Origin of the sequence: Pedobacter sp. (genome assembly GCF_965279535.1) — a bacterium.
Classification (GTDB): domain Bacteria; phylum Bacteroidota; class Bacteroidia; order Sphingobacteriales; family Sphingobacteriaceae; genus Pedobacter.
Map to the genome: position 1 here is coordinate 482,164 of NZ_OZ257244.1, position 11,838 is coordinate 494,001.

11 protein-coding genes are annotated in these 11,838 nt (G+C 38.3%); 3 read left to right on the plus strand and 8 right to left on the minus strand.

Annotated elements, in window-relative coordinates; genetic code table 11:
* Positions 1-180 precede the first annotated feature (180 nt).
* The 5 genes from ACQY77_RS01650 to ACQY77_RS01670 all read right to left on the minus strand — a co-directional run bounded on the left by ACQY77_RS01650 (position 181) and on the right by ACQY77_RS01670 (position 5,372).
* Positions 181-1,296 carry a DUF3667 domain-containing protein gene (locus ACQY77_RS01650; protein ID WP_421939729.1) on the minus strand — a complete coding sequence of 372 codons (1,116 nt, stop codon included), beginning with the start codon at positions 1,294-1,296 and terminating at the stop codon, positions 181-183.
* Positions 1,297-1,329: 33 nt separating this feature from the next.
* Complete coding sequence (locus ACQY77_RS01655; protein WP_421939728.1) at positions 1,330-2,715, minus strand: nucleoside permease; 1,386 nt, start codon at positions 2,713-2,715, stop codon at positions 1,330-1,332.
* Positions 2,716-2,886: 171 nt separating this feature from the next.
* Positions 2,887-3,501 carry a bifunctional nuclease domain-containing protein gene (locus ACQY77_RS01660; protein WP_421939727.1) on the minus strand — a complete coding sequence of 205 codons (615 nt, stop codon included), beginning with the start codon at positions 3,499-3,501 and terminating at the stop codon, positions 2,887-2,889.
* A gap of 61 nt (positions 3,502-3,562) precedes the next feature.
* On the minus strand, positions 3,563-4,531 hold the full coding sequence (locus ACQY77_RS01665; protein ID WP_421939726.1) for an electron transfer flavoprotein subunit alpha/FixB family protein: 969 nt from the start codon (positions 4,529-4,531) through the stop codon (positions 3,563-3,565).
* Positions 4,532-4,634: 103 nt separating this feature from the next.
* The gene (locus ACQY77_RS01670) at positions 4,635-5,372 is read right to left on the minus strand and encodes an electron transfer flavoprotein subunit beta/FixA family protein (protein WP_421939725.1); all 738 of its coding nucleotides are present in this window, start codon (positions 5,370-5,372) and stop codon (positions 4,635-4,637) included.
* Between the two features lie 64 nt (positions 5,373-5,436).
* On the opposite strand from ACQY77_RS01670, the gene ACQY77_RS01675 reads away from it, so the two are divergent.
* Positions 5,437-5,772: a tetratricopeptide repeat protein gene (locus ACQY77_RS01675; RefSeq protein ID WP_421939724.1), complete on the plus strand. Its 336-nt coding sequence runs from the start codon at positions 5,437-5,439 to the stop codon at positions 5,770-5,772.
* 4 nt (positions 5,773-5,776) lie between these two features.
* Positions 5,777-6,997: a chromate efflux transporter gene (gene chrA / locus ACQY77_RS01680; RefSeq protein ID WP_421939723.1), complete on the plus strand. Its 1,221-nt coding sequence runs from the start codon at positions 5,777-5,779 to the stop codon at positions 6,995-6,997.
* 99 nt (positions 6,998-7,096) lie between these two features.
* Here the strand turns inward: chrA and dnaB are convergent, their stop codons facing one another.
* Positions 7,097-8,659 carry a replicative DNA helicase gene (gene dnaB, locus ACQY77_RS01685; RefSeq protein WP_421939722.1) on the minus strand — a complete coding sequence of 521 codons (1,563 nt, stop codon included), beginning with the start codon at positions 8,657-8,659 and terminating at the stop codon, positions 7,097-7,099.
* A gap of 201 nt (positions 8,660-8,860) precedes the next feature.
* Here dnaB and rlmB point away from each other — a divergent pair, with 201 nt between their 5' ends.
* The gene (gene rlmB / locus ACQY77_RS01690) at positions 8,861-9,628 is read left to right on the plus strand and encodes a 23S rRNA (guanosine(2251)-2'-O)-methyltransferase RlmB (protein ID WP_421939721.1); all 768 of its coding nucleotides are present in this window, start codon (positions 8,861-8,863) and stop codon (positions 9,626-9,628) included.
* 66 nt (positions 9,629-9,694) lie between these two features.
* Here the strand turns inward: rlmB and ACQY77_RS01695 are convergent, their stop codons facing one another.
* Positions 9,695-10,786: a mannose-1-phosphate guanylyltransferase gene (locus tag ACQY77_RS01695; RefSeq protein WP_421939720.1), complete on the minus strand. Its 1,092-nt coding sequence runs from the start codon at positions 10,784-10,786 to the stop codon at positions 9,695-9,697.
* A 14-nt stretch (positions 10,787-10,800) separates the two neighbouring features.
* Positions 10,801-11,769 carry a KpsF/GutQ family sugar-phosphate isomerase gene (locus ACQY77_RS01700; RefSeq protein WP_421939719.1) on the minus strand — a complete coding sequence of 323 codons (969 nt, stop codon included), beginning with the start codon at positions 11,767-11,769 and terminating at the stop codon, positions 10,801-10,803.
* Positions 11,770-11,838 lie beyond the last annotated feature (69 nt).

The following is an 11,838-nucleotide window of genomic DNA, read 5'->3' on the forward strand; positions in this document are numbered from 1 at the left end:
TGAGCTTGTCGAAGGGATCTTAATACGCATTCTTATGGCATTTCGACAGGCTCAACCTGACAGAAAGAAATCTATCATAAACATCAATTGTCATCCTGAGCTTGTCGAAGGACCTTAATACGCATTCTTATGGCGTTTCGACAAGCTCAACCTGACAGATTTAAACTTTTCAGTTCTTCCTTAGGTCGCTACATAGTAAATCAAGTTAATCATCACCGTTTCGGTAATGCTAAATGCAAGCCAGTATAGCACCAAAATCCAGATCATTTTACCGATAATGCTTTTCCGGCTGCGTTGATAAAATACTTTCAATGAACTATACATGTACCAGCAAATCCAGATGAGTACACCCAATTCGATCAGGGTCCCCATAACACCATGCTCTCCAAAAACATATTTAAGCAGGGGAGCGGTAAAAATCTGAACAATAAAGTAGGCTGTCATTCCGTGAATGGTAAAAATCAAATGATCGAGGTAATAGATATGATTTTTCCGGAAATTGAGCATAATAAAGAAAGCCAGCAGGGGCATCAGTAAAAAATACTGTTTCGGACGATTATGCTCCAGTGTTTCTTGTATGACCTCTGATTTTTCGCCGATGGAGATAGACCTTTTTTTAATCATGCGCTCAAACCAATTGTCTTTTTGAAACAAGGGAAGATTTTTTTGTCTCGCGAGGTAAGCATCATAGGTACTATCATTTCTTTCGTCATGAATAACACTTAATTTGGAGATAATTTTATTCAAGGAATCAGATCGGTTAGCTTTATTAAGTTTTTTTAGATCTGTTAAAACTATTTCCTGCTGCTTAAAACCCATCTTTTTGAATTCAGCGCGATCAAGACCTTCCTGAATACTTCTTTTAGTCCTGCTCACAATTGCCGATGAATCACGAAAGCCAATACGATTCAAAACATGGCCGGCACTATCCAGTACCTGTTTTTCTTCATTGGATTTTACATGAGTTGTTTCCTTTTCTACGTGCTTCGGCGAATAAACCACCAGGAAATATACAATGGAAACAAAGATATACATGCTAACAGGATTGATATACCTGGCACGTTTCCCGGCCAGATAATCCAGTGTTACCTGCCCGGGTTTAGTGAGAAGGGGTGTTAGCGTTTGGAAAAATTTGTTGTCAAAATGGAAATAGTGAGCAATACTGTGGCTAACAAAACCCCAAAAACTTTCCTTAAGTTCAAGATTAGGTTGACCGCAATCACTGCAATAATGTTTTTCTACATGCGAACCACAATTTAGACAATTGTGGTCTTTTCTGTATTTACCTGCTGACATAGGAATCGGGAGATTAATTAAGATATTTTAAAGTTAATGGCTAATGGCTTCAATGGCTTTTTGTTCTGCCCGGGTATGTTTATGTTTAAACATTAAGGCAAAAAGTACGGTAATAATCAAAGCGTAAATGGTGAAAGAAAGCCAGATACTGTGCCAATCTTTTACATCAATTGCACGACTTAAATCGCCATTAGCTAAGACAGTTATACCTTTATTACTTAAGAAACTCAACAGGTGCTTATCATCAGGTTGAGCGCCTACAAGATTAGCTGTAGCTTGAATATTGGTATATGCTTTAGTGAAAAATCTATCGATCATCCAGCCTGAAACCAGGCTGCCAAAAACAGCACCAAAACCATTGGTCATCATCATAAATAAACCTTGTGCAGAAGAACGTGTTTTAGGGGTAGTTGAAGTTTCTACAAATAGTGAACCGGAGATATTAAAAAAATCAAAGGCCATTCCGTATACGATGCAACTTAAAACAATCATCCATAAACCATCCGCCGGGTTGCCAAACGCAAACAGACCAAACCTCAACACCCAGGCAGTCATCGCAATAACCATTACTTTTTTAATTCCGAATCGTTTCAAGAAGAAAGGAATGGCTAAAATAAAAAGGGTTTCAGATATCTGTGAAATAGATAAAATCAAAGTTGAACGTTTAACCACATACAAATCCGCATATTTTGGAAACATTTTAAATTCATCCAGAAATACATCGCCATAAGCATTGGTTAATTGTAAAGCGCCACCTAAAAACATCGAGAAGATAAAGAAGAGGGCCATTTTATAATCCGAAAATAGTTTAAAGGCTTCCAAACCAAACTTTTGAATAAAAGTTGTCCTATCACTGATTAAATTTGAAGGTTTGCAGGCAGGTAATGTAAAAGAATATACACCTAAAGCCAAAGCACTTATACCTGCTATATAAAATTGATTTGCACTAGCCTTATTACCGGTTAAGTTGGTAATCCACATGGCTACAATAAAGCCAATAGTACCCCATACCCGAATCGGAGGGAAGTCTTTAACTACATCAAACTCACTATTTTTTAAGGTGGTATAACTAATCGAATTACTTAATGCGATGGTTGGCATATAGAAACACATGGCCACGAGTATCACCCAAAAGAAAGTATGTGGATCGTTCACTTGCGGCAAGTAAAACATCACTATTGCGTAAAGTAAATGGAGTATACCATAAAGCTTCTCTGCATTTATCCATTTATCTGCCAAAATTCCGGTTAGGGTAGGCATAAACAATGATGCGATTCCCATAGTGGAGAATATAATTCCAAAATCTGCACCATCCCATTGTTTGGTTCCAAACCAGTAGTTTGCAATTGTGATTAACCATGCAGCCCACACAAAAAATTGCATGAAGCTCATCAGCGTTAAGCGAAACTTAACATTCATAATAATAGTTTAGTTTGATTTTTATAGTAAAAGGCTGAATATAGTACTATTTGAAAAAATACCGTAAAAATAAACCCAAATTATTTTAAACAATTTGGGTTCTAATAATTTTAAGGTATAAACTGTTGATTTTTGATGAAAAATAAGCTGATTACTTTCAATTTTATCAAATTATTTAGCATTTCTTTTATTCAATTCATCTCTTAACCGCGCAGCCTTTTCATAAGCTTCTTCAGCTATTGCTTCCTGAAGTTTTTGCTGCAGTTCTTCCAGCGAAAGATCTGAAAATCCCTGCTGAGTGCTTGCTGCACCAACGCTTTCGGTATCTGGTTCCTTAGCAATAGAATCCATGTTCTCTAAGAAAAGGAAATCGTTGCCCTCTATAACGATACCTGCAGATGCAAGAATAAATTCATAGGTATAAATCATAGAATTGAATCGAACCGCAATAGCAATAGCATCTGATGTCCTCGCATCAATTTCATGTGTGTTTTTCCCATCACTGCAGATTAGTTTTGCATAAAAAACGCCGTCTACCAGGTTATATATAATAATTTCCTGCACTGTGATATGAAAGGTTTCAGCCATTGATTTAAATAAATCATGCGTAAGCGGCCTGCTTGGAGTCATCTTTTCAATCTCAATTGCAATAGCCTGGGCTTCAAATGCACCAATGATGATAGGCAAACGTCTTCTACCGTTTACTTCACCTAAAACCAAAGCATATGCTCCCGATTGCGTCTGGCTGTAAGATAAACCTACAATATCTAGCTTTACTTTTTTCATATTTGCTGATGTCATGTTGAGTCTGCCTGAAAAAAAATCTAACAGACTCAGAATGACAAATTTATCCTTTGTGCGCTTTTAAAGCTTCGATTAATTTTGGTACTACTTCAAAAGCATCGCCAACAATACCATAGTCGGCTACCTTAAAGAAAGGTGCTTCCGGATCTTTATTGATTACAACGATCACTTTTGATGAACTTACACCTGCTAAATGCTGAATAGCACCTGATATACCTATTGCAATGTACAAATTAGGACTAATAGCGATACCTGTTTGACCTACGTGTTCTGAATGCGGTCTCCAATCGGCATCACTTACGGGTTTCGAACAAGCTGTGGCAGCACCTAATAAACCAGCTAACTCTTCAATCATTCCCCAGTTTTCAGGGCCTTTTAATCCTCTTCCCGCTGACACAACTAATTCTGCATCAGGAAGAGAAACTTTGTCTGTAGCCCTAACAATATCTTTAATAACAGTACCCAGGTCTGATTGTTTAATGTCTGCTGCGAAATTCTCAATGCTTGCCTCAGTTACATTTTCTTTTACCCCAAATGCATTTGGATTTAAGGCGATAACTTTAATCGCTGAAGTTAATTCAGTAATAGCAAATGCTTTTCCTGAAAAGGCTGTTTTCTTTACTGAAAACTTTCCATCCGTACTTGGTAACTCTACGGCTCCATCTGCCAGGCCAGCTTTTAGTTTAACGGCGATACGGGGAGCAAGGCCTTTACCCGAAAATGAATTCGATAAAACCACTACATCAGCACCTTCTTTTTCGGCTGCAGCGGCAATTACGCTGGCATAAGCCTGATTAACGAAGCTTCTCAACTGATCTGTGCTTACATTTAATACCTTAGAAGCACCATAGTTTCCTAATGCTTTGAGTTCGCTTTCTGCAACATCACCAATAGAAATTGCGGTTAAGTTAGTAGATTGTTGATCTGCAATCGCCTTTGCGTAAGAAACAGCTTCGAAAACTGATTTTTTGAATTTGCCCCCGGCTTGTTCTACATATACTAATACTGACATATATTTATTTTTTTGTAGTCGGGATTATCCACTATTTGAATAATTATCACCGACATATAAATCCTTTATTAATTGTTCTGTGATTTGATATTTAGCAAAAGTATTATATCACTTTAGCCTCGCTGTGCAATAAGCCAATTAACTGCTCAGCCTGATCTGCAGGAATAAGTTTAACCGTGCCACGTGGTGCTGGTGTTTCGTATTTGGTTACTTTGGTTACTTCGTCTATAGCTACCGCTTCAACTACATTTAAAGGTTTGGTTCTGGCGCTCATAATTCCACGCATATTCGGGATTTTTGGCTCAGCAACTCCCTCGGCACAACTTGCCACAAATTTGCCTGATACGTTTACTACCTCTTTACCACCCTCAATCTCACGCTCTACGGTAGCAGTATCGCCTGTAACATCCAGTTTTTTAATAATTGAAATTGAAGGGATATCTAAAAACTCTCCAATCATTGCAGCTACCTGATTACCATTGTAATCGATAGACTCGCGGCCAGTTAGAATAACATTGAAATCCTTGTCCTTCGCATATTCTGCGATTTGTTTAGCTACAAAATAAGCATCACGGGGAGCCGCATTAACACGAACTGCATCATCGGCACCAATGGCAAGTGCTTTTCTTATGGTTGGATCAGTAGCAGCTTCGCCAACGTTGATTACGGTTACTGTTCCTTTGCCACCTTCTGTTAACTCAATAGCTCTTGCTAAAGCAATTTCATCATAAGGATTAACAATATACTGTACACCTGCTGTATTGAATTCGGTATTATCGTTGGTAAAAGTTATTTTTGTCGTCGTGTCGGGCACGTTACTGATACAAACTAATATTTTCATATGTATTAGGTTTAAAATATATAAGGTCTTTCTGCAAATTTAATTAAAAAAGCAAGGAAATAAAATGTCATCAACCCGTATAAGCAAGTTATTAGCGTTTTTAGAATCAGAACCCAATGATCCTTTCATCCTATATGCCTTAGCCACAGAGTATAACAATACAAATGATAAAGAAAAGGCTTATTCTTTTTACCTGCAACTAACGGATAAACATCCTGATTATGTAGGAACTTACTATCATTTAGGGAAACTTTATGAAAAGGATGGCGAAAAAGATAAAGCGATTGGCATTTATCAGAAAGGAATGGAAGTAGCCAGAAGTAAGAGGGATATGCACGCTTTTTCAGAACTTCAGGGAGCATTTAACAGTGCATCTGGTTTAGATTACGAAGACGATTAAGCAAATGACGCAAACCAAACCGCTCTCTGCCAAAAAACAATTGCTTTTTATACGAAATGTGATTTTTTTTACTTTTACATCATTCGGAGGAGCACAGGCGCATTTAGCTTTATTGCTTAAATACTTTGTTCAGTCAACAAAATTTATCTCAGAAGAAGAACTTCTTGAACTAAACGCTCTTGCCCAGGTTTTGCCTGGACCGGCATCTACACAAACGCTGGTTGGAATAGCCTGGAAGGTTGGCAAACTTAAACTGGCCATTTTAACTTTTTTGATATGGATCTTTCCAACTGCAGCCATCATGACCTTTGCCGCCATTAGCTATGCCATGCTTGATCAGAAGCAAAAGTTTAATGATATTTTGGAATATATGCAGCCCATCGCATTAGGGATTGTGGCTTATGGCGCTTATAAGCTGGGCACAAAAGTACTCAAAACACAAGTCTCTGTTTTTCTGGCAATTGGGGCAGTTATAGCCACCTTTGTTTTAAAAAATGCCTACGTATTTCCACTGGCTATTTTAGTAGGAGGGATGATCTCCTCAGCCATTGAAACGCCTAATGAAGAAACAGAACTGCGGGTTAAATTATTTTCTAATATCAATCCCAGGAAGTTAATTTATTTCTTGGGTGCTTTGCTTTTATTTGCCTTGGTTGGAGCCATAATAAACAGAACTTCGCCATTTAGTTTACCCATCCGCTTATTGGAGAATTTTTACCGTAACGGGATTTTAGTTTTTGGCGGGGGGCAGGTTTTAGTGCCGCTGATGTATACTGAGTTTGTAGAAATGAAGCATTACCTGCATGCCTCAGGTTTCTTATCAGGCTTTGCGCTTCAACAGGCGCTTCCAGGCCCAACTTTCTCCTTTACCAGCTATCTTGGTGCATTGAGCATGAAAAACTTTGGCTACGGCTTCTGGGGGCAAATTCTGGGCGGTTTAATTGGTGTGATCGGAATTAACTTACCTGGTCTCATCCTTGTACTCTTTATTGTACCCTTTTGGGACGATCTCAAAAAAATATCAAGAATCCGACATAGCCTCTCAGGTATTAATGCAGTAAGCGTAGGATTTATTATCGCTGCATTTATATTATTACTTATACCAATGGGTTTTAATTGGTTATTCTTACTAATAATGGTAGTAACCTTTTTGCTGTTGAATTTTTCTAAGGTGAGCCCACCGGTTATTGTACTGGGTGGGATACTGATAGGTTATCTGTTCTAAGTGGATCAGGAGCTATGAATTATGTGTTTTGATGACTTAAACTTGTGGTCTAAAACATTAAAAAAAAGGGCCAGAATTTGATATTTCTGGCCCTTTTAATCAAAACGGTGGATCGTCATCATTGTAATCATCCATTTTGGATGGACGAATAATTACATTACTTTGTTTTTCAAAATCTTGTGATGGATACATGCCTGCTGAAGGGCTATCATCTGCGAAAGCATTTGGCGCACTGAAATCATCTTCCAGATCCGCAAATTTCACAAACTTACCAATAAATCGAAGTGGAACGATACCCGTTTCACCGTTACGGTGCTTGGCGATAATTACCTCACCAATACCTGCCTGTGATCTTCCTTGCTCGTCTTCGGTAATACCATAGTATTCAGGGCGATACAAGAATAATACCATATCCGCATCCTGCTCAATAGATCCAGATTCACGTAAATCGGATAACATCGGCCTTTTACCTTGTAAACCTGGTCTACTCTCTACCGCACGACTTAACTGCGAAAGCGCCAGTACCGGAACATCTAATTCTTTAGCAACGGATTTAAGCGCCCTTGAGATACTACCGATCTCCTGCTCACGGTTACCACCACCTTTTCCTTCGCCTTTACCATGCATCAACTGAAGGTAATCCACAATAACCAACTGAATATCGTATTGTGCTTTTAACCTTCTGCATTTTGCCCTGAACTCAAAAATATTTAAAGCTGGCGTATCATCTATTAATAGCGGTGCTTCTGTTAAGCGACCAATTTTACTGTGTAGTTGTTGCCATTCCCACTCTGCTAAATTACCCTTTCTGATTTTTTCCTGCTCGATTTCTGCCTCTCCGGCAATCAAACGATTTACCAACTGAACGGATGACATCTCCAAAGAGAACACTACACAGGGTTTTTGAAAATCCACGGTTGCATTACGTGCACAGGTTAGTACGAATGCTGTTTTTCCCATCGCAGGACGTGCAGCGATGATTACCAAATCTTGTTTCTGCCAACCACCTGTTATGCGATCAAGTCCTGTAAAACCTGTTGGAACACCTGTTAAGCCATCCGTCTTGGTTCTCAACTCCTCCAGGGTAGCCAATGATTGCTTTACGATATCATCCATTTTTTGAGTATCCCTTCTCAGGTTATTCTGGGCAATATCAAAAAGTCCTTTTTCTGCATGATCAAGCAAATCGAAAATATCTGTGGTATCTTCGTATGCATTACTGATGATATCTGTTGAAATGCGAATTAACTCGCGTTGGATGTATTTTTGTGAGATGATACGGGCGTGGAACTCAATGTTCGCTGCAGAGGCTACACGATTGGTTAAGTTGGTAATGTAGTAGGCACCCCCAACCATTTCAAGTGCGCCCATCTGACGTAGCTCAGTTGTTACGGTTAAAATATCAACCGGTTTAGACTTTTGAAATAACAAATGAATGGCTTCAAAGATCTTCTGATGTGATTCCTGATAAAAAACTTCAGGCTTTAAAATATCGATTACGGCCGACAGTGCATCTTTTTCAAGCATTAAAGCGCCTAAAACTGCCTCTTCCAAATCCAATGCCTGAGGAGGGAGTTTACCTAATGAACTTACTGTATTACTTAATCTCGCTTTTCTTGATGTGATACTGCCTCTTCCGCCTTGTTCGTTTTCCATACTCATAGATACAAAAGTAGTCAAAAGTTTGCCCGATTGTTTTAATAAGTTACTAGCTCTTTGTTAACAAATTGATGCAGAATTCAATTAAAATTTTCGCTGTTTTCAAAAACTCAAAAATTTTTAAACAATTTAATGTTAATAAGCAATGGCCCGGATTATGGGTAGTAGATTTATTTGAATACTTTTGCCTAACAATTTTAATACATGGATAATCACAGAAGACCGCAACGCGTAAAGGAGAATAATGAATTCGTATTTGGCATAAGAGCCGTAATTGAGGCTGTTAAAGCCGCCAGAGATATTGAAACGATCTATGTTCAACGCGGGCTGAGCGGAGAGTTATTCCTGGAGTTGAAAGCCCTTTTAAAGGACACTTTAATTCCCATCAATTCTGTTCCGATTGAAAAACTGAACAGAATGTCGCAAAAGAACCATCAGGGTGTTATCGCTGTAATTTCCCCTATTACTTATCAGAATATCGAAGATATCGTTCCTTCTATTTTCGAGAAAGGGGAGGTGCCTTTAATTTTAGTGCTGGATAGTGTAACCGATGTGAGGAATATGGGCGCAATTGCCCGTACTGCCGCTTGCGTGGGTGTACATGCCATTGTAGTTCCGCTTAAAAATGCAGCACAGATTAATGCTGATGCCATAAAAACTTCGGCGGGAGCTTTGTTTAATATTCCAATCTGTCGACATGCTAATTTACATAAAACCTGTCTGTTTTTACAAGACAGCGGCTTGCAAATCGTTGCCTGTACAGAAAAAACAGACGATTTAATTTACTCGCCAGATTATACTGCACCAACTGCAATCGTAATGGGATCAGAAGATGAAGGGATTTCAAATGAATTACTTCGCGTAGCGGATCATTTGGCAAAAATTCCAATGGCTGGAAAAATCGAATCTTTAAATGTGTCTGTAGCAGCAGGTGTAATTTTATACGAAGCAGTTAGACAGCGAACTGTTTAATTTAGCTTTGAGTATGATGAAGACATGAGGTGATTGCAGATTCAAACCACCTCATATCTTCATTGGTTATATAAATTTGTTGCCAAATCTTGATTTAACTTCTGCAACAAATTCCTTTACTTTTTGCTCTTCATCTCTGGGGCAAATCATCAGCATATTGTTATTCTCTACTACAATATAGTCGTGTAAACCATTCAGAATCACAAGCTTCTCTTTAGGGACATTAACCATACAGTTAGAAGAATCAAACATGATTACTTGCTCCGAAGGAATTACAGCATTCCCAACATAATCTTTTTCTGCCATATCGTATATAGAGGCCCATGTGCCTAAATCAGACCAGCCGAAATCTGCAGGAAGAACATATACATTATCCGCTTTTTCCATGATGCCGAAATCAATAGAGATATTGGTACATTGAAAATATGCATTATTAATAAAATCTTTTTCGCCAGCAGTATTCAATTCATTTCTACCCAGATTAAAGATCTCATACATATCCGGAAGATGTTTCTCAAAAGCCATAAGAATCGATCTCGCTGACCAGATGAAAATACCTGCATTCCACAGGAAGTCGCCACTTTGAATGAAAGATTTGGCTAAATCTAAATTGGGTTTCTCTGTAAAAGTTTTAACCTTATGTAAATCCGGGTCGGTATTTAAAACATATTCTGTATGCTGAATATAGCCATAACCCGTATCAGGTCTGTTGGGTTTAATTCCAAGCGTAATCAAACAGTCGTTTTTCGAAGCGGCTTCCAGCGACTGATTAATTGAAGCAATAAAGCCATCCAGATCAGCTATGGTATGATCGGAAGGTGCAACCACTATCGTTGCATCTGGATTCAATTGAGCTATTTTTAGGCTCCCATAAGCAATACAAGGCGCCGTATTTCGCATTAGCGGTTCGGCCAGAATTTGATTGTCACTTAATTCCGGAAGTTGCTCTTTAACCTTTTCGGTATAAATCTCATTGGTTATGATGAAAATATTTTCCGGCCGGCAAATCTTTAAAAATCTATCATAAGTACTCTGTATCAGTGTTTTTCCAACACCAAAAAAATCGATAAATTGTTTAGGGTAATCCGTTCGGCTAACCGGCCAAAAACGACTGCCTATGCCGCCAGCCATTATCAGGGCGTAAAAATCTTTGTTCATTATATAATTAAAAATTACACAATACCCTCATTTAAGAGATCGTGTAAATGGATGATGCCAAAGTAAGTATTTTGTTCTAAAACCAACAATTGTGTGATGTTATTTTGCTTAATAATATCTAAAGCATCAACTGCCAATGCATCGTGTTGTATACTTTTAGGATTTTTCCCCATGATATCTTTAGCAGATAAGTGCTCAATATCAGTATAATTTTCTAACATTCGCCTAATATCACCATCAGTAATGATACCGATTACACTATCGTTGCTGTCTATAACAACAACAGCCCCTAAACGGTTTTTGCTAATTTCGATCAATACTTCTCTTACTGAAGCATCAGGCTTTATGGAGGGTTTTTCATTTGAAAGGGCTAAATCTCTCGCTTTTAAATACAGTTTTTTACCCAATGATCCGCCAGGATGGTAACGTGCAAAATCTGCCTCGTTAAATTCTCTGCATTCTAATAAACATACCGCAAGTGCATCACCCATGGCCAACTGTGCGGTTGTACTGGTAGTTGGGGCAAGATTGTGGGGACAAGCTTCTTTTTCAACAGCAGTATTAAGAACCAAATCAGCCTGATCAGCCAAAAAAGAATTAAGTTCTCCTACCATCCCTATCAAAGTATTTCCAGCTGTTTTAAGCAATGGTGTTAACACTTTAATCTCGGGGGTATTTCCACTTTTAGAAAGACAAATCACCACATCGTTCACCTGAATCATACCTAAATCACCATGAATTGCATCAGCGGCATGCATAAATATCGCTGGCGTACCCGTAGAATTGAAAGTGGCCACAATTTTTTGCGCGATGATGGCACTTTTTCCAATTCCAGTTACAATTACCCGACCGTTACATTGTAAAATAGTAGATACGACTTTTTCAAAATCTTCGTTAAGGTTTTCTGCAACATTTAAAATTGAAGCTGCCTCTAGCGCTAATGTGCTTCTGGCTGATTGGATTATTGATTTTTTACTTTTCAAAGAGAAAAAAATTGCTGGTTAATACTTGAAATTCTTGTAAAATTATGTTATTTTGGATACAAAAATAGC

Excerpts from the sequence above, each read along its gene's own strand:
- ACQY77_RS01650 (WP_421939729.1), bottom strand. The coding sequence starts at position 1,296 with ATGTCAGCAGGTAAATACAGAAAAGACCACAATTGTCTAAATTGTGGT.
- ACQY77_RS01655 (WP_421939728.1), bottom strand. The coding sequence starts at position 2,715 with ATGAATGTTAAGTTTCGCTTAACGCTGATGAGCTTCATGCAATTTTTT.
- ACQY77_RS01660 (WP_421939727.1), bottom strand. The coding sequence starts at position 3,501 with ATGAAAAAAGTAAAGCTAGATATTGTAGGTTTATCTTACAGCCAGACG.
- ACQY77_RS01665 (WP_421939726.1), bottom strand. The coding sequence starts at position 4,531 with ATGTCAGTATTAGTATATGTAGAACAAGCCGGGGGCAAATTCAAAAAA.
- ACQY77_RS01670 (WP_421939725.1), bottom strand. The coding sequence starts at position 5,372 with ATGAAAATATTAGTTTGTATCAGTAACGTGCCCGACACGACGACAAAA.
- ACQY77_RS01675 (WP_421939724.1), top strand. The coding sequence starts at position 5,437 with ATGTCATCAACCCGTATAAGCAAGTTATTAGCGTTTTTAGAATCAGAA.
- chrA (WP_421939723.1), top strand. The coding sequence starts at position 5,777 with ATGACGCAAACCAAACCGCTCTCTGCCAAAAAACAATTGCTTTTTATA.
- dnaB (WP_421939722.1), bottom strand. The coding sequence starts at position 8,659 with ATGAGTATGGAAAACGAACAAGGCGGAAGAGGCAGTATCACATCAAGA.
- rlmB (WP_421939721.1), top strand. The coding sequence starts at position 8,861 with ATGGATAATCACAGAAGACCGCAACGCGTAAAGGAGAATAATGAATTC.
- ACQY77_RS01695 (WP_421939720.1), bottom strand. The coding sequence starts at position 10,786 with ATGAACAAAGATTTTTACGCCCTGATAATGGCTGGCGGCATAGGCAGT.